Genomic DNA, 20,669 nt, shown 5'->3' with positions numbered 1-20,669 from the left:
CATAACGAGACATATGCGTTCCGCTCACCTCCTGCGCGCCGTGGCACTGGCCGGCGCCTTCCTCTGCGGCCAAGTGCTGGCCGCAGACGCTGCCAAGCCGGCGCCCTCGCTGGCCGATTTCTTCAGCAACCCACAATTCAGCGACGCCGAGCTGTCGCCCAGCGGAAAATACCTGGCGGTCCGGCTCGGCAACAAGGACAACAAGCGCGACATGCTGGGCGTGGTTGACCTGGCCAGCAACGCCATCAAGGTAGTCGGCAATTTCAGCGACGCCGACATCGGCCGCTACGAGTGGGTCAACGACAACCGCCTGGTGTTCACCGCTACCGACCGCGACCTCGCGGAAGGCGACGTGCGCTACGCGCCCGGCCTGTTCTCCATCAACCGCGACGGTAGCGGACTGCGCCAACTGGCCATGCGCAACGGCAAAGCCTTCATCACCAGCGGCTCGTCGCTGGCCTCGCGCGACCTGCTGCCGTGGCACACCTATCTGAGCAATCAGGTCGGCGCCCAGGATTCCGATTACATCTACGTATTGGACCGCAACTACAGCAGCTCGCGCGAACTGATCAACGTCAACCTGCTGCGCCTGAACACGGTGACCGGCCGCGTCAGCGCCTCGGTGCCGCAGCCCGGCAACAGCTTCTACTGGATGCTGGACCACAAAGGCGAACCGCGCCTGACCATCACCCGCGACAAGGCGATCAGCAGCGTCTACTACCGCGAGCCAGGCACAGAGGAATGGCGCAAGCTGGTCGACAACGAGGCCTATACCATGCGCGGCAAGTTCAGCCCGCTGGCCTTCGGCCCGGACGGCACGCTGTATGTCACCAGCAGCAAGGGACGTAACTTCGTCGACGTCTACGCCTACGACCTGAAGACCGGCAAGCTGGCCGACAAGCCGCTGGTGCATCTGGACGGCTATGACTTCCAGGGCAAGCTGCTCATGAGCCAGGACAAGCTGCTCGGCATCCGCCACCTGACCGACGCGGACGGCACGACCTGGCTCGATCCGGAAATGAAAGCGATCCAGGAAAAGATCGACCAGATGCTGCCCAACACCGCCAACCTGCTGAGCGTGCCAACCCGCTCGGTGACGCCATGGATACTGGTGACCGCCCACGCCGACATCTGGCCCAAGCGCCTGATGCTGTACAACAAGGACACCGGCAAGCTGTCGATGATCGGCGAATCGCACCCGGCCATCAAGCCAACCGAGATGGCGCGCAAAGTGCCGGCCGAATACAAGAGCCGCGACGGCATGACCATCCCGGTATGGATTACCTTGCCGCAGGGCGAGCAAAAGAACCGCCCGATGGTGGTGCTGGTGCACGGCGGCCCGTGGGTGCGCGGCGGCAAATGGACTTGGGACCCGCAGGCGCAGTTCCTGGCGTCGCGCGGCTACACCGTGCTGGAGCCGGAATTCCGCGGCAGCACCGGCTACGGCAGCAAACTGTTCCTGGCCGGCTGGAAGCAATGGGGCCTGAAGATGCAGGACGATATCGCCGACGCCACCCGCTGGGCCATCGACAAGGGCTACGCCGACCCCAAGCGCATCTGCATCGCCGGCGCCAGCTACGGCGGCTACGCCACGCTGATGGGCCTGATCAAAGACCCGGACCTGTACAAGTGCGGCTTTGAATGGGTCGGCGTTACCGACATCAACCTGATGTACGACGGCAGCTGGTTCTACCGCTCCGACATGACCGACGACTGGAAGCAGTACGGCATGCCGCGCCTGATCGGTGACCAGGTCAAGGACGCCGATCAACTGAAAGCCACCTCGCCGCTGCTGCAAGCCAGCAAAATCACGCAGCCTCTGCTGATGGCCTACGGCGGTTCAGACGAACGCGTGCCGCTGCCGCACGGAACCAAGTTCTACAAGGCGATCAAGGACAGCAATCCGAATGTCGAGTGGATCGAATATCCGGAAGAAGGCCACGGCTGGAAGCTGCCGAAGACGCGCATCGATTTCTGGGGCCGGGTCGAGAAATTCCTCGACAAGAATATCGGCGCGCGCTGAACTTCGCGCTATAGTCTTGGTGCAGCAAGCCTTTCAACCATCACGGAGGAGCGCGCATGGCATCGGGAAAAATTCTGGTCGCACAGGGAGGCGGTCCGACCGCCGTCATCAACCAGTCGCTGGCGGGCGTGGTGCTGGAAGCGCGCCGCTTCCGCGACGTGACACGGGTCTACGGCGCGCTGCACGGCGTGCGCGGCATCATCAACGAAGACCTGGTTGATCTGACGCGCGAAACCAGCCAGAACCTGGAAATGGTGGCGGCCACGCCCTCCTCCGCGCTCGGTTCCACCCGCGACAAGCCGGACCAGGCGTATTGCGCGGAAATCTTCAAGGTGCTGTGCGCGCACGAGATCGAGCAGTTCTACTACATCGGCGGCAACGATTCGTCGGACACCGTGCGCATCGTCAGCGAGCAGGCGCAGGCGGCCGGCTATCCGCTGCGCTGCATCCACATTCCCAAGACCATAGACAACGATCTGGTCGGCAATGACCACACGCCGGGTTTTCCATCCGCCGCGCGCTTTGTCGCCCAGGCGTTTGCCGGCGCGAATCTGGACAATGCCGCACTGCCGGGCGTATATGTGGGCGTGGTCATGGGACGGCACGCCGGTTTCCTGACCGCCGCCTCGGCACTGGGCAAGAAGTTTCCCGACGACGGGCCGCACCTGATCTACCTGCCGGAGCGGGTATTCTCGCTGGAGCAGTTCCTGGCCGATGTGAAAGCGGTGTATGACCGCTACGGCCGCTGCGTGATCGCAGTGTCGGAAGGCATCCACGACGCCACCGGCGAACCGATCGCCTCGCTGCTGGCCAAGGAAGTCGAGCACGATGCGCATGGCAATGTGCAGCTGTCCGGCACCGGCGCGCTGGCGGATTTGCTATGCGATGAAATCAAGGCCCGTCTGGGCATCAAGCGCGTGCGTGGCGATACCTTCGGCTATTTGCAGCGTTCCTTCATCGGCTGCGTGTCGGATGTGGACCAGCGCGAGGCACGCGAAGTTGGCGAGAAGGCGGTGCAGTTCGCCATGTGGGGCGACCGTGACGGCTCAGTGGCCATCAAGCGCACCGGCTTCTACTCCGTCGACTACCAGCTGCTGCCGCTCAGCGACGTGGCCGGCAAGACGCGCGTCATGGAGGACGAGTTCATCAGCGCCAGCGGCACCGATGTCACCGACGCCTTCCGCATGTACCTGCGCCCACTACTCGGCTCCGGCATGCCGGACGCCTTCCGCCTGCGTCCGGCGCCGGTGGAGAAGATTCTCAAGCGCTGACGGATTTACCGGGCTTTACGCCGCCTTGACCGCAGCTAACAGCCTCCCGCGCAACAATGGCTATCCATTGTTATCGGGAGTTTTTCATGAAAGTCATCAAGCACTGGATGCTGACGGCCGCGCTGGCCGGCTGCGCGCTGGGCGCCTCGGCGCAGAACAATCCACCGCAGGATGGTCCGCCGCCAGGCCCACCACCGGAAGCCGTGGCCGCCTGCAAGGACAAGGCGGAAGGCGCCAAGGTGCAGTTCAAGGGCCGCCACGGCGATACCGTCAACGCCATCTGCAGGAAGATGGGCGAGGTGCTGGCGGCGATGCCGGAAGGCATGCCGCCGCCACCTCCACAACGCTAAACCTTTACTGCGCCAGCGCTGGCAGCAGTGGCGTGATATTGCCGTCCGACGGCAGGGCCGGCACGCCGATCAGGCGCATCAGCAAGGGATAGACATCGACATTGTCAAACACTGGCAGCACCACGCCAGGCTTGAAGGCCGGGCCGGCGGCGATAAAGGTGGCGGCCATCTCGGGCGCGGCATTGTCGTAGCCGTGCTTGCCGCCCTTGACGCGGGCGGCGCTCTTGTCGCTGAAGGCGATGCTCCAGCCAGGTTCGGCCAGGCAGATAAAGTCCGGCACGCGCGGATTGCCGCCATACGCCAGCCGCGCCGGAATATCCTGCTTGCGCCAGCACTGCATGTGCTGCTGCGGCTTCAACAACGCCGCCGCCAGCTGTGCGTCCGCGCCGGGCGCGGCGTCCATGGTGGCATACGGACCGCTGGCCACTTCGCGATAGCTGTCTTGCGGCGCCAGCGCATCCATGCGTATCACCCGCTCGCGGCTGACCGCCGCCATGCCATGATCGGAGACGATCACCAGATTGGCCGCCACCTGGCGCGCCGCCAGGCCATCCAGCAACCGGCCTAAGGCCTGGTCCACCAGTGCTACCGCCGCCGTGGTTTCCGGCGCGTCCGGACCGGACTCGTGGCCAGCATGGTCAACATCATCGAAATACAAAGTCAGGAAGCCGAATTGCTGGTCCGCCTGGTCCAGCCACGACAGCAAGGTGTCGACACGTCCGGCAGCCGGCAGCTTGCTGTCGAACTTAGGCGCGATGGTCGGCCGCACGCCATGGATGGCCGCTTCCGAACCGGGCCAGAACATGGTGGCGCTGCGCACGTTGTTTAGCTCGGCCGTGACCCACACCGGCTCGGCCTGATCCCACCAGCGGCGGTCGGTCACGGCGGCGGCGTTGCCCATGGTGAAGCGCTCGCTGGAAATGGCCGGATCGTTCATCACATTGTCGACAATGCCGTGATGGTCCGGCCGCTTACCGGTCACCAGCGTGTAATGGTTGGGGAAAGTCACCGACGGGAAGGACGGCCGCATCGCCACCGCACGCGCGCCGGCGGCCACCAGCCGGTTCAGATTGGGCGTGACGCCGCGCGCCAGATAGTCAGGACGGAAGCCGTCGATCGAGACCAGAATCACCGGATTGGCCGGCGGCGCGGCAAGCGCGGCGGCCGGCATCGCCAGCAACCACGAGAATAAGAGGGCAAGTGAAGTTTTCATGCCCGGCACTATGCCAGCCACATGTGACGTGTGCATGAAGCAGATCAAGACAGATGTAAAAAAGCGGACACCTGGTCCGCTTTTCTGATTTCCTGCCGCCGCCGTCGCTTAGACGACGATGGTCTGGTGCTCGTCGCCCACGCGGGCGCGGATCTTGCCGATGGTGTAGACGGTTTCGCCAGCCGCTTCCAGCTGAGCGATGGCCGCAGCCGCGTTCTCTTGCGAGACGATCACGGTCATGCCGATGCCGCAGTTGAACACGCGGTGCATTTCCGCATCAGCCACGCCGCCGTGCTGTTGCAGCCACTGGAACAGCGGTGGCAGCGTCCAGCCTTTCGAGTCCAGCTCGGCCACCAGGCCAGGCTGCAGCACGCGCGGGATGTTTTCCACCAGGCCGCCGCCGGTGATGTGCACCATACCTTTGACTTCCAGCTTTTCCATCAGCGCCAGCAGCGGCTTGACGTAAATGCGGGTTGGCGCCATCAGCACGTCGGCCAGCGGACGGCCGTGGAAGTCGCCGGCCAGGTCTGGCTTCGATACTTCAATGATCTTGCGCACCAGCGAGTAGCCGTTCGAGTGCACACCCGACGATGCCAGGCCCAGCACCACATCGCCCGGAGCGATCTTGGTGCCGTCGATGATTTTCGATTTTTCCACCGCACCAACCGCGAAACCGGCCAGGTCGTATTCGCCGTCCGGATACATCGATGGCATTTCAGCGGTTTCGCCGCCAATCAGCGCGCAGCCGGCCTGTTCGCAGCCCAGCGCCACACCCTTGATCACGTTGGAGGCGGTCGCCACGTCCAGTTTGCCGCAAGCAAAGTAGTCGAGGAAGAACAGCGGCTCGGCGCCCTGCACCAGGATGTCGTTGACGCTCATTGCCACCAGGTCGATACCAACGGTGTCGTGACGGTTCAGCTCAAACGCCAGTTTCAGCTTGGTGCCCACGCCGTCGGTGCCGGAGACCAGTACAGGCTCTTTGTACTTTTTGCTGATCTCGAACATCGCGCCGAAACCGCCCAAGCCGGCCAGCACGCCTTCGCGCATGGTGCGCTTGGCGTATGGCTTAATTGCTTCGACTAAAGCATCACCCGCGTCGATATCGACGCCGGCGTCACGGTAGGACAGGGAAACATTTGAAGTTTGGCTCATGGTGTATTTCGCAGCGGAGGCGGTAAAATAGAAGGCGGAGACCGATTTCGTAACAAAATCACACGAAAATATGCAATAAACCCGGTCAATCCGCTATTTTATCAAAATTGCCCCGTCCAACCGCCTTTTTAACCATCGAATTCGCCTCCATGCCTTTTCCCCTCTCTGCTGAGCAAAAGCAAACAGCATTCTGGCTGGCGGTTTGGGCGGCATTCATCTTCCTGCTGATTACCCTTGGCCCGGTGCTGACGCCCTTCCTGGCAGCCGCCATCTTCGCCTACGCGCTGAACCCGGCGGTCGACCGCCTGGACCGCGTGCGCCTCGGCCGCCGCCACACCGTGCCGCGCGCGCTGTCGGTCACCATCGTCATCACCTTGTTCTTCGCCGCGCTGACCGCCATGGTGCTGATCGTGGTGCCGGTGCTACAAAAAGAAATCCCGCTGCTGCAAGCGCAGATCCCGGCCTTCCTGGCCAAGGCCAACGACCTGCTGGCGCCCAGGCTGCGCGAACTGGGCCTGAACGTGCGCCTCGACAGTGCCGGCATCAAACAGCTGGCGACCGAGCAGCTGGCCGCCAGCGGCGACGCCATCTGGTCCGCCGTTCTGAATTCCGCCCGCGTCGGCGGCACCGCCGTGCTGGGCTGGCTGGCGACGCTGACCCTGGTGCCGGTGGTGCTGTTCTATCTGCTGCTGGACTGGCCGGCGATGCTGCGCCGCGTGGCCAGCTGCGTGCCGCGCCGCTATATCGAAGCGACCATGGGCATGGCGCGCGAAGTCGACACGCTGCTGGCGCAATACCTGCGCGGCCAACTGCTGGTGATGCTGGTGCTGGCCATCTACTACTCGGTGGCGCTGGCCATCGCCGGCTTCGATGTAGCGCTGCCGGTCGGCATCATCACCGGCCTGCTGGTGTTCATCCCCTATCTCGGTTTCGGCCTGGGGCTGGTGCTGGCGCTGATTTCGGCAGTGCTGCAATTTTCCGACTGGAGCGGCGTGATCGCGGTGGCCATCATCTACGGCATCGGCCAGGTAATCGAAGGTTTTGTGCTGACGCCACGGCTGGTCGGCGAGCGCATCGGCCTGCATCCGCTGGCGGTGATTTTCGCCCTGCTGGCCTTCGGCCAGCTGTTCGGCTTTGTTGGCGTGCTGCTGGCTTTACCCGCTTCGGCGGTGCTAATGGTGGCTTTCCGTCACTTGCAGCGCCACTATCTGGGCAGCAGCTTTTATAATGCATGATGTGAAACAGATAAACGTTATGCAAAAGACCACAAGGCGAACGCCATGAAGCAGTTGGTGCTCGATTTAGGCGCGGAACCAACGCACAGCCTCGCATCGTTCGAGGTAGGACAGAATGCCGAAGCGGCAGCGCTGATGGCGCAGTTCGTCGATCGCACGTCGCGCGAGCACTTCGCCTACCTGTGGGGTGCGGTCGGCGTCGGCAAGTCGCACCTGCTGAAAGCCCTGGCCACCAGCGGCACGGAGGCCCAGCAGGCGCGCGCGCGCTATATCTCGCCGTTCTCCATCGAGTCCGAATTCGTCTACTCGCCGGAGGTGGACCTGTACCTGCTGGACGACTGCGAAAAGCTGTCGCCGGTGGCGCAGATCGACGCCTTCGCGCTGTTCAATGAAATCCGCGCCAACAACGCCTTCATGGTCTGTAGCGGCAACGTCGCGCCAGCCGTGCTGCCGGTGCGCGAAGACCTGCGCACGCGCATGGGCTGGGGCCTGATTTACCAGATCCACGGCCTCACCGACGAGGAAAAGAGCGCCGCGCTGGCGGCGGCAGCGGCGGCGCGCGGCTTGACGCTGTCGGCGGGCGTGATACCCTACCTGCTGTCGCACTTCCAGCGCGACATGCGGTCGCTGTCGACCATCCTCGACTCGCTGGACCAGTATTCCCTTGAAACCCAACGCCCGATCACTCTGCCGCTGCTGCGCGAGTGGCTGCAGGCGGAAGCGAAAGAATAATGAACCTCGCCCTCTTTGACCTCGACCATACCCTGCTGCCGATCGACTCCGACTTCGAGTGGGGCCAATTCCTGGTGCGCACCGGCGCCGTCGACGCGGTGGAATACGACCGCCGCAACAGGGAGTTCTTCGCCCAATACCAGGCCGGCACGCTCGATCCGGTAGAATACCTGGAGTTCACGCTCGGCACGCTGGCCGCGTTCCCGCGCGCCAGGCTGGATCAAATGCACGCGCAGTACATGGCCGAAGTGGTCACCCCGGCGCTGCACCCGGCGGCGCGCGCGCTGCTGCAAAAGCATATCGACCAGGGCGACCTGGTGGCGATCGTCACCGCCACCAACCACTTCGTCACCGCGCCTATCGCCAGGGCGCTGGGCGTGGAGCACCTGATCGCCGCCATGCCGGAAGTCGACGCCGACGGCAACCTGACCGGCAAGCTGCTCGGCACGCCGACGCAAGGTCCCGGCAAGATCGTCCACACCAAGGCCTGGCTGGAAAAAATGGGGAAAACGCTGGAAGACTTTGACACCGTCCACTTCTACAGCGATTCGCACAACGACCTGCCGCTGATGTCCATCGTCAGCCATCCGGTGGCGACCAACCCCAACGAAAAACTGAAAACGCACGCCACCGCCAACGGCTGGCTATTAATTGAGCTGTTCAATGATTAAGAAACTGATCCGCAAAATCCTCGGCACCAAGAGCAAAGCGGCCCGCGATCCAAACACGCCGGTGGTGCTGGGCCCTGAAGGCCACGGCATCGACCCGCGCCTGCTGTCCAACAACGCTGTCCGCGTCACCAGCACGCTGCAGGAAGCCGGCTACGAAGCCTTTGTGGTCGGCGGCGCCGTGCGCGACCTGCTGCTGGGCGTGAAGCCGAAAGACTTCGACATCGCCACCAACGCCACGCCGGAGCAGGTCAAGCGGCTGTTCCGCCGCGCCTTCATCATCGGCAAGCGCTTCCAGATCGTGCACGTGATGTTCGGCCAGGACCTGCTGGAAGTGACCACCTTCCGTGGCACCACCTCGGCCAACGCGCCGAAAGATGAACACGGCCGCGTCCTGCGCGACAACACCTTCGGCTCGCAGGCGGAAGACGCGGAACGCCGCGACTTCACCATCAACGCCATGTACTACAACCCGGCCAACCAGCAGGTGCTGGACTACCATGGCGGCATCGAAGACATCCGCGCCAAGACACTGCGCATCATCGGCGTGCCGGAAGCGCGCTACCGCGAAGACCCGGTGCGCATGCTGCGCGTGGTGCGCTTTGCCGCCAAGCTGAAATTCACCATCGAGCCGGAAACCGGCGCACCGATCAAGGTCATGGCGCCGCTGATCAACAACGTACCAGCCGCGCGCGTGTTTGACGAAATGCTCAAGCTGCTGATGAGCGGTCACGCGCTGGCCTGCCTGCAACAGCTGCGCAAGGAAGGCCTGCACCACGGCCTGCTGCCGCTGCTGGACGTGGTGCTGGAACAGCCGCTGGGGTTCAAGTTCGTGACGCTGGCGCTGGAGTCGACCGACTCGCGCATCCATGCCGGCAAAACAGTCTCGCCGGGCTTCCTGTTTGCGTCGCTGCTGTGGCATCAGGTGCTGGAGAAGTGGACCGCTTACCGCGCGTCCGGCGAACAGACCATCCCGGCGCTGCATCTGGCCGCCGACGACGTACTGGATTCGCAGACCGAAAAGCTGGCCTTGCAGCGCAAGATCGGCACCGACATGCGCGACATCTGGTCGATGCAGCCGCGCTTCGAACGCCGCACCGGAAAGGCGCCGCACAAACTGCTGGAACACCTGCGCTTCCGCGCCGGCTACGACTTCCTGCTGCTGCGTTGCGCTTCCGGCGAAATCGACGCCGAGATCGGCGACTGGTGGACTGCCTTCTATGAAGGCGACGAGATCACCCGCGAAGAGCTGATCGCATCGGCCAGCGCACCGCGCGAAGGCGGCGGTGGCGGTAGCACCGGCACTGGCGGCGCCGCCAAACGCAAGCGCGGCCCACGCCGTGGCGGCCGTAACCGTGGCGGCCGTGGCGGTGAAGACGGCAACGCCGACAACGCGGCGCCTGTCCACGACGGCGGCGCCGAGTAATCTCCGCAGCCGCATGAACACCGCCATTTCCGCAGGTCTGGCGCCATTGTCCTCAGAAGACGATAAGGCGCCATTCGCCTTCACCATCGCCTACATCGGCATCGGTGCCAACCTCGGCGACGCACGCGCCAATGTGCTGGATGCGCTGCAACGCCTGCAACGCCAGCCCGGTTGCACGCTGATGGCGTCATCCAGCCTGTACCGCACCGCACCGATCGACTCCAGTGGAGACGACTACATCAACGCCGTCGCCCGCATCGGCACCACGCTGGACGCCGAAGCGCTGCTGCAAGCGCTGCACGGCATCGAGCAGGCGCACGGCCGCGAACGGCCTTATCGCAACGCCCCGCGCACGCTTGATCTGGATCTGCTACTGTACGGCGACGCCGTCATCAACAGCCCGACGCTGAGCGTGCCGCACCCGCGTATCACCGAGCGCGCGTTTGTGCTGGTGCCGCTGCTGGAGCTGGCGCCATCGATTCATATTCCAGGCCACGGCGCGGCGTCACAATACGCCGCCGGCGTGGCCGACCAGGGCATCAGCCCGCTTTAATCAGTAAAGGATTTACCATGTCTGGATACCTCCAAGGCAACGAACTGGCCGCGAGCCAAAAGCCCGCCGACGCCAACGCACCTGTACCGGCCAAAGCGGCGGTCAGTAAAGCCGTCACCGTCAACACCCTGGCCACGCTGCGCAGCGCCGGCGAAAAAATCACCATGCTAACCTGCTACGACGCCAGCTTCGCGTCGCTGATGGACCGTTGCGGCGTAGAGATCCTGCTGATCGGCGACTCGCTGGGCATGGTCTGCGCCGGCCACACCTCGACGCTGCCAGTCACCGTCAACGACATCGCCTACCACACCGCCTCGGTGGCGCGCGGCGCCAAGAGCGCCATGATCATGGCAGACCTGCCGTTCGGCGCCTACGGCACACCGGAAACCGCCTACGCCAACGCAGTGCAAGTGATGCAGGCCGGCGCGCACATGATCAAAATCGAAGGCGGCGCCTGGCTGGCCGACACCGTCAAATTCCTGACCGACCGCGCGATTCCCGTCTGCGCCCACCTCGGCCTGACGCCGCAATCGGTGCACCAGCTGGGCGGCTACAAAGTGCAAGGCAAAACCACCGAAAGCGCCGACCTGCTGCGCGCCGACGCGCTGCGCATGCAAGCAGCCGGCGCCTCGATGGTGCTGCTGGAGGCGATTCCATCGGCGCTGGGTAAAGAGATCACCGACTTGCTGTCGATCCCGACCATCGGCATCGGCGCCGGCCCGGACTGCTCCGGCCAGGTGCTGGTGATGCACGACCTGCTGGGCGTCTTCCCAGGGCGCAAAGCACGCTTCGTCAAAAACTTCATGGACGGCCAGACCAGCATCGACGCCGCCATTACCGCCTACGTCACCGCCGTCAAAGACCGCAGCTTCCCGGCCCTGGAGCACTGCTTCTAAAAACATCGGGGGCAGTGCCCCGATATTAAATCTGTATCCAGGTGGTTTTCAGTTCAGTATATTTGTCGAAAGCGTGCAGGGATTTATCCCTGCCGTTGCCGGATTGCTTGTAGCCGCCGAAGGGTACGGTGATGTCGTCGCCGTCGTATTGGTTGACGTGCACCGTGCCGGCACGCAGCGCGCGTGAAGTCTGGATGGCTTTGCTCAGGTCCGCTGTCCAGACGGCGGCATGCAGGCCGTACGGCGTGGCGTTGGCTTGCCGTACCGCTTCCCGCACATCGGTGAAGCTCAATATCGATAGCACCGGGCCGAAGATTTCTTCGCGGGCGATGGTCATATTGCTGTCTACCTGGTCGAACAGGGTCGGTTCGACGTAGTAGCCGCCCGTCTCGGTGCGGGCCTGTTTGCCGCCGGCCAGCAACCGCGCGCCATCAGCGCGGCCGGCCTCGATGTAGCCCATCACTGTCTTCAACTGCGTGGCGTCGACGATCGCGCCCATGACCGTGTTTTCGTCCAGCGGATCGCCTGGCTGGTAAGCCGGCACTTTGCCCAGCGCTTTTTCGATGAAGCGTTCCTTGATCGATTCTTCCACGAACAGGCGCGATGGCGCGTTGCAGCTTTCACCCTGGTTGAAGAAGATCGAGCCGATGGCCGCATCCACCGCCGCATCCAGATCTGGACAGTCCGCGCAGACGATATTGGCCGACTTGCCGCCCAGCTCCGTCCACGCCCGCTTCAAGTTCGACTGCCCCGCCATCTGCATGATCTGCTTGCCCACGCGCGTGGAGCCGGTAAAGCCGATGCAGTCCACATCCATGTGCAAGGCCAGCGCCGCGCCAGCCTCCGCACCGTAACCCGGCAGCACATTGAACACGCCAGCCGGCAGACCCGCCTCCAACGCCAACTCAGCCAGCCGCAGCGCGGTCAGTGGCGATTTCTCGGACGGTTTCAGCACCACGCTATTTCCCGCCGCCAGCGCCGGCGCGATCTTCCACGACGCCATCAGCATCGGATAATTCCACGGCACGATGGCCGCCACAACACCCACCGGCTCGCGCGTGATCAGCGCCAGGCTGTCGGCCGGCGTCGGCGCGATTTCGTCATAGACCTTGTCGATCGCCTCGCCATACCAGCGGATGCAGTTGGCCGCGCCGCCCACATCCACCGTCTGGCTGTATTTGATCGGCTTGCCCATATCCAGCGTTTCCAGCAGCGCCAGTTCCTCGACATGCTGTTGCATCAGCTCCGCAAACCGAATCAGCACCCGCTTGCGCTGCGCCGGCGACTTGCCCGCCCAGCGCCGGTCCTCGAACGCCGCACGCGCTGCCGCTACCGCGATATCCACATCGGCGCCGTCGCAACGCGCCACCATGCCCAGCGAACGGCCGTCGATAGGCGACAGGTTCTCAAACTGCTGCCCGGACTTTGCCCACACACGCTCGCCGCCGATGAAGGCGCGGCCATCCGCTTTCAGCGCAGCCGCCTTGTCATGCCAGATACCCATCTTCGTCTCCTTTACAGCCAGCCGCGCTGCTTCACATCGGCATAGGTCAGGTCGAGGCAATGGCGTATCAACGCCAGCATCTCATCGATCTGCGTGGTGGTCAGCACCAGCGGCGGCGCAATAATCATGCGGTCGCCCACGGCGCGCATGATCATGCCGTTGCTGAACATGTAGCCGCGACATACCATGCCGACCGCCAGCGCTTCATCGAACGCCACGTTATCGTGCACAGTGGCGCCCTTGCTGCGGACCAGGTTCAGGCCCGCCACAAAACCACAGCTGTCCGCATGGCCCACCAATGGATGATCGGCCAGCTCCGCAAAGCGCTGCTTCAGATAGGGCCCGGTTTCATTGGCCACGCGCTCGACCAGCTGTTCATCTTCGATGATGCGGATATTCTCCAGCGCCGCCGCGCAGGCCACCGGATGCCCTGAGTAGGTGAAGCCGTGATTGAATTCGCCGCCCTGCTCGATCAACACCCTGGCCACGCGGTCGCCAACCAGCACGCCGCCCAGCGGCACATAGCCGGAGGTCACGCCCTTGGCGAAGGTGATCAGGTCCGGCTTGATGCCAAACAGCTCGGAAGCGAACCAGCGCCCCAGCCGGCCGAAACCGCAGATGACTTCATCGGCAATCAGCAGAATGCCGTACTTGTCGCAGATGCGCTGTATCTCCGGCCAGTAGGTCGATGGGGGAATGATCACGCCGCCCGCACCCTGTATCGGCTCGCCGATGAACGCCGCCACCTTGTCCGGCCCGACCTCCAGTATTTTTTGCTCCAGCCAGGAGGCAGCCTCGACGCCGAACGCCTCCTCCGTCATGCCCTTGCCCGATTCCAGATAGTTAGGCTGGCCAATATGCACGATGCCCGGTATCGGCAAGCCGCCCTGCTCATGCATGCCCGCCATGCCGCCCAGCGACGCGCCAGCCATGGTGCTGCCGTGATACGCGTTGTGGCGGCTGATGATGACCTGGCGCTCGGACTGTCCCAGCACGTCCCAATAGCGGCGCACCATGCGCACATTGGTGTCGTTGCCCTCAGAGCCGGAGCCGGTGAAGTACACATGATTGAACTGCGGCGGCGAAATCTGCGCCAGCTTGGCCGCCAGTTCCACCGCCGGTACATTGGTGGTGTTGAAGAAGCTGTTATAGAACGGCAGCGTCTCCATCTGCTTGTACACCGCATCGGAGATGCTGGTGCGGCCATAGCCGACATTGACGCACCACAGTCCCGACATGCCGTCGATGATCTGGTTGCCCTCGGAGTCCCACAGGTAGATGCCTTCGCCGCGCACCATCACGCGCGCGCCCTTCTCGCCCAGCGCCTTGTGATCGGTGAAGGGATGCAGATAGTGCGCCGTGTCCAGCTTCTGAATCGCAGTCGTATCATATGTGCTCATAAAGGCCTCTCGCTCAAACGTGCAGCAGCAGGTGCTCGCGCTCCCACGGACTGATGACGGTCATGAATTCCTGGTGTTCCAGGTCTTTGATCGCGGCATACACATCGATAAAGCGCTCGCCCAGCACGGTGCGCAAGCGGTCCTCCGCGCGCAGCAATTGCAAGGCTTCCGGCAAGCCTTGCGGCAGCTCGACTTTCAGGTCGTAAGCGCTGTCGGTGGTCATCGGCGTCGGTTCTTCCTGATCGACCATGCCCAGATAGCCGCATGCCAGCGTCACCGCCAGCGCCAGATACGGATTGGCGTCAGCGCCGATGATGCGGTTCTCCACGCGGCGATCCTGCACGCCGGATTCCGGCACGCGGAAGCCCACGGTGCGGTTGTCCATGCCCCACTGGATATTGATCGGCGCCGCCGTATGCCGCACGATGCGGCGATAAGAATTGACATACGGCGCCACGATCGCCATTGCCGATGGCATATAGCGCTGCAAGCCGCCGATATAGTGCTTGAACAGCGGCGATGCCGAACCATCCTCTGCACTGAAGATATTCTTGCCGGTCGTCGCATCCACCACGCTCTGGTGCACATGCATTGCCGATCCCGGCTCGCCGGCCATCGGTTTGGCCATGAAAGTGGCATACATATCGTGTTTCAGCGCCGCTTCACGCAAGGTGCGCTTGAAGAAGAACACCTTGTCCGCCAGGCCGAGCGGTTCGCCGTGCAGGAAATTGATCTCCATCTGCCCGGCGCCGATTTCGTGAATCAGCGTGTCCACGTCCAGTCCCATCAGGTCGCAGTAATCGTAGATGTCTTCAAACAGCGGATCGAATTCATTCACCGCGTCGATGCTGTAGACCTGGCGGCTGGTTTCGGCGCGGCCGCTGCGGCCAATCGGCGGTTTCAATGGCAGGTCGGGATCGCTGTTCTTGGCGGTGAGGTAGAACTCCAGTTCCGGCGCCACCACTGGCTTCCAGCCTTTGTCGGCATACAGTTTGAGCACGCGGCGCAGCACCGAACGCGGCGCGAAGTCCACCAGACGGCCATCGGCAAAGTAGCAATCGTGGATCACCTGCGCAGTGGGATCGGTGGCCCACGGCACCATGGTGATGGTAGTCGGATCGGCCTTCAATATCATGTCGCGGTCGGTGCTGGAGATGGCGCGGTCGTAGCCCGCGTCTTCAGTCGGGTAGTTTCCAGTCACGGTCATGCCCAGCACCGCCTCCGGTATGCGCATGCCGCGCTCCTGGGTGAATTTTCCGCGCGGGAGGATCTTCCCGCGCGCCACGCCGGTCAGGTCCGGCACCAGGCATTCAATTTCTGTGACGTGCTTCTCGTTCAGCCACAGGTCCATATCGGTATACGTAAAATTTTCGCGAATTGCCATTTGCTTCTCTCGTTGTTGTTATCGGGCGGCCTTGTAGGCGCGACAGGCGTCGCCAAAGGCTCTGAATAATTTGACGGAGTCCGGATTCTCGGAAAAGCGCCACTCAGGATGCCACTGTACCGCGAGCGTGAATCCTTTGGCGTCCTCTACGCGATAGGCTTCGACCAGTCCATCGTCCGCGCGCGCCTCGACCGCAAGGCCTGCGGCCAAACGATGGATGCCCTGCCCGTGCAGCGAATTGACCATGATGCTGGCGGCTCCGTGGAGAATCTGCGCCAAGCGCCCTCCAGGGTCCAGCAGCACGCGATGCGACGGCGCGTATTGCTGGTCCAGCGTATCGTGCTTGCGCTCGCGGTGATCGGCCATGCCGGCGACGCCATGCACCGCCTGATGCAGTGAGCCACCCAGCGCCACGTTCATTTCCTGGAAACCGCGGCAGATGGCAAACAGCGGAATGCTGCGCTTGATGGCGGCACGTATCAGCGGCAAGGTGGTGGCGTCGCGCGCCGCGTCCTGCGGCAGAGAGGGATCGAGCACGGCTTCGCCATACAGGCCGGCGTGCACATTGGAGGGGGAGCCGGTCAGCATCACGCCATCGGCCGCAGCAAGCAAGGCTTCAAAGTCGGTGGCGGCGCCGAGCGCCGGTACGATCAGCGGCGTGCAGCGTGCGCCTTCCGCAACGGCAGCCACGTACTTGAGGTGCGCAGTGTGAGACAGATGTGCGCCGGTTTGAGTGACGCACGCGGGAACCAGAACGATTGGGCTACGCATAGAAGCTTTCATCTATTTGGATTTGAATAAATGATAATCCTATTTTGGTATGATGGCGAACTCAAATCAGGAGTTCGCGCATGAAGAACATGCCATGGCGCGATTTCATCGCATTAGTCGCCAGCATCGGCGTTGTCGGCCTTGGGCTCGGCGCCACCATTCCGCTTACCGCCTTGACGCTGGACCAGCGTGGCGTGGGCACAGACATTATCGGCATCATCACGGCCATCAGCGCGGCAGGCATTCTTGCGGCCGCACCGTTTGTGTCGCGCTGGGTGGCAGGCCATGGTCCGCGCGGCTGCATGATCGCCGCCATCGTCACTGCCGCCCTGTCCACCGCGCTGATGGAAATGACCGACAGCCTGCTGGCCTGGGGTGTGCTGCGCTTTGTGTTTGGCGCCTGCATGGGCGTATTGTTCACCATCGGCGAAGCGTGGGTCAACAATCTGGCGCCGACCAACTCGCGCGGGCGCGTGGTGGCGATCTATACCACGGCCTTTACGCTGTTCCAGCTGATTGGGCCCGCTCTGGTGGCGGCGCTGGCTGGCAAGGTGGCGTTGCCATTTGCATCGTGCGGTGCGCTATTCCTGCTTGCGCTGCCCGGCATGCTGCTGATCAGCGGCGGCACGCGTAAGCACGAAGACGAGGCGCCAGTGGCCTGGCAACGCATCCTGCCGCGCATGTGGATGATTGCCATCGGCGCGGCTTTCTTCGCCATGTTCGACACGCTGGCGCTCAGCCTGTTGCCGGTGTACGCCATGCGTCACGGCATAGCGACCGGGCTGGCGGTGCTGTCGGCCACGGTGGTGCTGGTCGGCGACACGGCGCTGCAATTCTTCTTCGGCTGGCTGGCGGACCGCGTGGGCCGGCGCAAAGTGCATATCGGCTGTGGCGTCGCGGTGTGTGTGCTGCTGCCGGCGCTGCCGTTCGCGGCGGGCACGCCGTGGCTGTGGTGGACCTTGCTGCTGGCGCTGGGCGCAGTGGCTGGCGCCATCTACATGCTGTCGCTGGTGGCGTGCGGCGAGCGCTTTGAAGGACAGTCGCTGGTTGCGGCCAGCGCGGTAGTCAACGCCAGCTGGGGCATTACCAGCGCCGGCGGGCCATTGGTGACGGGGGTATTAATGCAAACGGCCGGCGTGAATGCACTGCCGGCCGTTCTGTGGATAGGCGCCGCGATCTTCATCGCCAGCGCCGCCTGGGACAAGAGTTAGCCTTTGACGGCTGCCGCCAGTTGCCTGGAGCGCAGGCGCTCGGCGCGGGCGATGTACAGGCTGGATGCGATCACGCCTATCGACACTACCAGTATCGTCAGCGCCGCCACCGCATTCACGCGAGGGTCAAGCCCGAGGCGCGCGCGAGAGAAAATCACAATCGGCATGGTCGACGATCCAGGACCGGACAGGAAAGCCGACAACACCACATCATCCAGCGACAGCGTGAAGGTCAGCAGCCACGCCGAACCCAAGGCCTGCTTGATGTTCGGCAGCGTCACCAGGAAGAACACCTGGAACGGACGGCAGCCCAGGTCCATCGCCGCCTCTTCCAGCGACTTGTTCATCTCGCGCAGGCGCGACTGGATGACTACCGTCGCATACGCCATGCCCAGCAGCGTGTGGCCCAGCCAGATCGTCACCAAACCGCGCTCCGGGAAGCCAAACATCTTCTGCACCGACACCAGCATCAGCAGCAGCGACAGGCCGATAATCACTTCCGGCATTACCAGCGGCGCACTCACCATGCCAGTGAATAGCGTGCGTCCGCTGAAACGCTGATAGCGGTCCAGCACAAAGGCGGCAAACGTCCCCAGGATCACCGAACCGCACGCCGTCAGCAGCGCAATCCGCAGCGACAGGCCAAAGCCGCTGATGATCTCCTGGTCATTCAGCAGCGCCGCATACCATTGCAGCGAGAAGCCGCTCCACACCATGTCCTGGCGCGAGCTGTTAAACGAGAACACCACCAAAACAACAATCGGGATGTACAGGAACAGATAGCCCAGCGAGAGCCAGCCGCGCCCGAACCAGCGATGCAGGAACTGGGTCATTTGCGGGCCTCCTGGTCTGCCTGGTATTTATTAAAGATCGCCATCGGCACAAGGATCAGCAGGATCACCACCACCGTCACCGAGGACGCCAGCGGCCAATCGTTATTGGTAAAGAATTCATCCCACAGCTGGCGGCCGATCATCAGCGTCTCCGGACCACCGAGCAACTCGGGAATCACGTACTCGCCGATCGCCGGAATGAACACCAGCATGGTGCCCGCGATGATGCCGGACTTCGACAGCGGCACGGTGATGCGCCAGAACGTCTGCCACGGCGTCGCGCCAAGGTCGGCAGCCGCCTCCAGGTAGCGCACATCCATCTTCACCAGATTCGCGTACAGCGGCAGGATCATGAACGGCAGATAGGCGTAGACCATGCCGATAATCAGCGAGAACTGGGTGTTCATCAGATGCAGCGGCTCGGAGATCACGCCCAGATTCAGCAGCAAGCTATTCAGAATGCCGTGATTCGCCAGGATGCCCTTCCATGCGTAGATACGCAGCAGGAAGGAAGTCCAGAACGGCATCATCACCAGCATCAGCAGCACCGGGCGGATGGCCGGCTTGGCGCGCGCCATGAAGTAGGCGAACGGGTAGCCGATGGCCAGGCACAGCGCCGCCGTAATCGCCGCGAACTTCAGCGAATTCAGGTAAGTGATCGCGTACAGCTCATCCTGCGCGATATACAGGTAGTTGGCGATCTTGACCTTCAGCGTCAGCACGCCATCAGCCAGCGTCACCAGCGTGCCGAACGGGCCGCCATCGCCGCTGTCCAGGTCCACGAAGCTGATCCGCAAGACGATCAGAAACGGAATCAGGAAAGCAAACGCCAGCCACACGAAAGGCACGCCGATGACCACGGCGCGGCCCGGATGCTGGAACAGATTCTTCAGAAATTTCATGAGCGCGCGCCTTAGCTGGTCAGCACGACAACGTCGGAACCATCCCACCAGGCATACACGCGCTGGTCGCGCTTGAGCGCCACGTCATCGTGACGCGCGACATTGGTACGCGAAGCTTTCAGCACCATGCCGCTGTCCAGAGTGATGTGGTAGCTGGTTTCGTTGCCGAAGTAGGACACGCCAGTAATCACGCCCTGCACGCAGTTGTAGCCATGCTCGGCCGCCTTGGCGCGCTGCTCCTGCGTTGGCGCCTCCACCTGCACCGCGATCTTCTCGGGACGCACGGCAACCGACACCGGCATGCCCATGGTGCCGGTGATGCCGTGGGTGACGTAATGCTTGCCTTCCGGTGTATCGACAATGACGTGGTCCGCCTCATCTTCCGCCACCGCGCCGTTGAACAGATTGACGCTGCCGATGAAGTCCGCAACGAAGCGGCAATTCGGCGTTTCATAGATTTCATCCGGCGCACCCACTTGCAGGATGCGGCCGGCGCTCATGACGGCGATGCGGGTGGCCATGCTCATGGCTTCGTCCTGGTCGTGCGTCACCATCACGCAGGTCACGCCCACTTCCTCAATAATGCTGACCAGTTCCATCTGCGTGCGCTCGCGCAGTTTTTTGTCCAGCGCGCCCAGCGGCTCGTCCAGCAGCAGCAACTGCGGACGCTTGGCCAGCGAACGCGCCAGCGCCACGCGCTGCTGCTGGCCGCCCGACAGCTGGTGCGGTTTGCGCTTGGCGTACTCGGTCAGCTGCACCAGCGACAGCATCTTTTCCACGCGGTCGGCGATTTCGGCTTTTGGCAGGCCGTCGCGGCGCAGGCCGAAGGCAATGTTGTCCCATACCGACAGGTGCGGGAACAGCGCGTACGACTGGAACATCATGTTGATAGGACGCTGATACGGCGGCACGCTGACAATATCCTGCCCGGCCAGCGTGATGCTGCCCGAGGTCGGCGTTTCAAAGCCGGCCAGCATGCGCAGCAGCGTCGATTTGCCGCAGCCCGAACTTCCCAGCAGCGCGAAGATTTCGCCCTTGTTGATCCCCACCGACACGTCGTTGACGGCGCGGACGGTGTCAAATTCCTTCACCAGGTTGCGGATCAGGAGGAAAGGTTCAGCGGCTCGCTCTATGGTCATGTTATT

The 20,669-nt window shown here is 63.2% G+C and carries 19 protein-coding genes; 10 read left to right on the top strand and 9 right to left on the bottom strand.

Annotation, left to right across the window (positions count from 1 at the left end):
* Window positions 1–13 precede the first annotated feature (13 nt).
* From KW842_RS23615 to KW842_RS23605, 3 genes are all read left to right on the top strand, one after another.
* Entirely contained in the window at window positions 14–2,023 is a 2,010-nt protein-coding gene (locus KW842_RS23615; protein ID WP_218306572.1) for a S9 family peptidase, read from the top strand.
* 56 nt (window positions 2,024–2,079) lie between these two features.
* Window positions 2,080–3,294, top strand: coding sequence for a 6-phosphofructokinase (locus KW842_RS23610; RefSeq protein WP_218306571.1), 1,215 nt, complete (start codon window positions 2,080–2,082; stop codon window positions 3,292–3,294).
* Window positions 3,295–3,380: 86 nt separating this feature from the next.
* Complete coding sequence (locus KW842_RS23605) at window positions 3,381–3,644, top strand: hypothetical protein (protein ID WP_218306570.1); 264 nt, start codon at window positions 3,381–3,383, stop codon at window positions 3,642–3,644.
* A gap of 4 nt (window positions 3,645–3,648) precedes the next feature.
* Here the strand turns inward: KW842_RS23605 and KW842_RS23600 are convergent, their stop codons facing one another.
* Together KW842_RS23600 and purM are read right to left on the bottom strand one after the other, a co-directional pair.
* Window positions 3,649–4,857, bottom strand: a complete 1,209-nt coding sequence (locus KW842_RS23600; protein ID WP_229223864.1) for an ectonucleotide pyrophosphatase/phosphodiesterase — start codon at window positions 4,855–4,857, stop codon at window positions 3,649–3,651.
* A 108-nt stretch (window positions 4,858–4,965) separates the two neighbouring features.
* On the bottom strand, window positions 4,966–6,009 hold the full coding sequence (purM, locus tag KW842_RS23595; protein ID WP_218306569.1) for a phosphoribosylformylglycinamidine cyclo-ligase: 1,044 nt from the start codon (window positions 6,007–6,009) through the stop codon (window positions 4,966–4,968).
* A gap of 149 nt (window positions 6,010–6,158) precedes the next feature.
* Here purM and KW842_RS23590 point away from each other — a divergent pair, with 149 nt between their 5' ends.
* Genes KW842_RS23590 through panB form a run of 6 tightly spaced genes read left to right on the top strand, consistent with a single transcriptional unit; the run spans window position 6,159 to window position 11,519 of the window.
* Window positions 6,159–7,244: an AI-2E family transporter gene (locus KW842_RS23590; RefSeq protein ID WP_218306568.1), complete on the top strand. Its 1,086-nt coding sequence runs from the start codon at window positions 6,159–6,161 to the stop codon at window positions 7,242–7,244.
* A 45-nt stretch (window positions 7,245–7,289) separates the two neighbouring features.
* A complete protein-coding gene (hda, locus tag KW842_RS23585) occupies window positions 7,290–7,976 on the top strand; it encodes a DnaA regulatory inactivator Hda (protein ID WP_218306567.1) in 687 nt (228 codons plus the stop codon).
* Window positions 7,976–8,647: an HAD family phosphatase gene (locus tag KW842_RS23580; RefSeq protein ID WP_218306566.1), complete on the top strand. Its 672-nt coding sequence runs from the start codon at window positions 7,976–7,978 to the stop codon at window positions 8,645–8,647. Before hda ends, KW842_RS23580 begins: the two co-directional genes overlap by 1 nt.
* The gene (gene pcnB, locus KW842_RS23575) at window positions 8,640–10,070 is read left to right on the top strand and encodes a polynucleotide adenylyltransferase PcnB (protein WP_218306565.1); all 1,431 of its coding nucleotides are present in this window, start codon (window positions 8,640–8,642) and stop codon (window positions 10,068–10,070) included. The genes KW842_RS23580 and pcnB overlap by 8 nt, the downstream gene beginning before the upstream one ends.
* Before the next feature lie 13 nt (window positions 10,071–10,083).
* Window positions 10,084–10,623, top strand: a complete 540-nt coding sequence (gene folK / locus KW842_RS23570; RefSeq protein WP_218306564.1) for a 2-amino-4-hydroxy-6-hydroxymethyldihydropteridine diphosphokinase — start codon at window positions 10,084–10,086, stop codon at window positions 10,621–10,623.
* A gap of 17 nt (window positions 10,624–10,640) precedes the next feature.
* The gene (gene panB / locus KW842_RS23565) at window positions 10,641–11,519 is read left to right on the top strand and encodes a 3-methyl-2-oxobutanoate hydroxymethyltransferase (protein ID WP_218306563.1); all 879 of its coding nucleotides are present in this window, start codon (window positions 10,641–10,643) and stop codon (window positions 11,517–11,519) included.
* A gap of 25 nt (window positions 11,520–11,544) precedes the next feature.
* Here the strand turns inward: panB and KW842_RS23560 are convergent, their stop codons facing one another.
* From KW842_RS23560 to KW842_RS23545, 4 genes are read right to left on the bottom strand one after another with little or no spacing between them, the layout of a single operon-like run.
* Window positions 11,545–13,023, bottom strand: coding sequence for an aldehyde dehydrogenase (locus KW842_RS23560; protein ID WP_218306562.1), 1,479 nt, complete (start codon window positions 13,021–13,023; stop codon window positions 11,545–11,547).
* Between the two features lie 11 nt (window positions 13,024–13,034).
* Entirely contained in the window at window positions 13,035–14,423 is a 1,389-nt protein-coding gene (locus KW842_RS23555) for an aspartate aminotransferase family protein (protein WP_218306561.1), read from the bottom strand.
* A gap of 13 nt (window positions 14,424–14,436) precedes the next feature.
* Window positions 14,437–15,807, bottom strand: a complete 1,371-nt coding sequence (locus KW842_RS23550) for a glutamine synthetase family protein (protein WP_160989174.1) — start codon at window positions 15,805–15,807, stop codon at window positions 14,437–14,439.
* 18 nt (window positions 15,808–15,825) lie between these two features.
* Window positions 15,826–16,578, bottom strand: a complete 753-nt coding sequence (locus KW842_RS23545; RefSeq protein WP_218306560.1) for a gamma-glutamyl-gamma-aminobutyrate hydrolase family protein — start codon at window positions 16,576–16,578, stop codon at window positions 15,826–15,828.
* Window positions 16,579–16,658: 80 nt separating this feature from the next.
* Here KW842_RS23545 and KW842_RS23540 point away from each other — a divergent pair, with 80 nt between their 5' ends.
* Window positions 16,659–17,789 carry an MFS transporter gene (locus KW842_RS23540; protein ID WP_218306559.1) on the top strand — a complete coding sequence of 377 codons (1,131 nt, stop codon included), beginning with the start codon at window positions 16,659–16,661 and terminating at the stop codon, window positions 17,787–17,789.
* On the opposite strand, the gene KW842_RS23535 is transcribed toward KW842_RS23540, so the two are convergent.
* From KW842_RS23535 to KW842_RS23525, 3 genes are read right to left on the bottom strand one after another with little or no spacing between them, the layout of a single operon-like run.
* Entirely contained in the window at window positions 17,786–18,622 is an 837-nt protein-coding gene (locus tag KW842_RS23535) for an ABC transporter permease (protein ID WP_218306558.1), read from the bottom strand. The two genes, KW842_RS23540 and KW842_RS23535, sit on opposite strands and share 4 nt — an antisense overlap.
* On the bottom strand, window positions 18,619–19,524 hold the full coding sequence (locus tag KW842_RS23530) for an ABC transporter permease subunit (RefSeq protein WP_218306557.1): 906 nt from the start codon (window positions 19,522–19,524) through the stop codon (window positions 18,619–18,621). The genes KW842_RS23535 and KW842_RS23530 overlap by 4 nt, the downstream gene beginning before the upstream one ends.
* A gap of 11 nt (window positions 19,525–19,535) precedes the next feature.
* Window positions 19,536–20,663, bottom strand: a complete 1,128-nt coding sequence (locus KW842_RS23525; RefSeq protein ID WP_218306556.1) for an ABC transporter ATP-binding protein — start codon at window positions 20,661–20,663, stop codon at window positions 19,536–19,538.
* Window positions 20,664–20,669 lie beyond the last annotated feature (6 nt).

Source organism: Duganella sp. sic0402, assembly GCF_019219065.1.
GTDB lineage: Bacteria > Pseudomonadota > Gammaproteobacteria > Burkholderiales > Burkholderiaceae_D > Rugamonas.
This window is presented reverse-complemented; position numbering and strand designations above follow the sequence as displayed.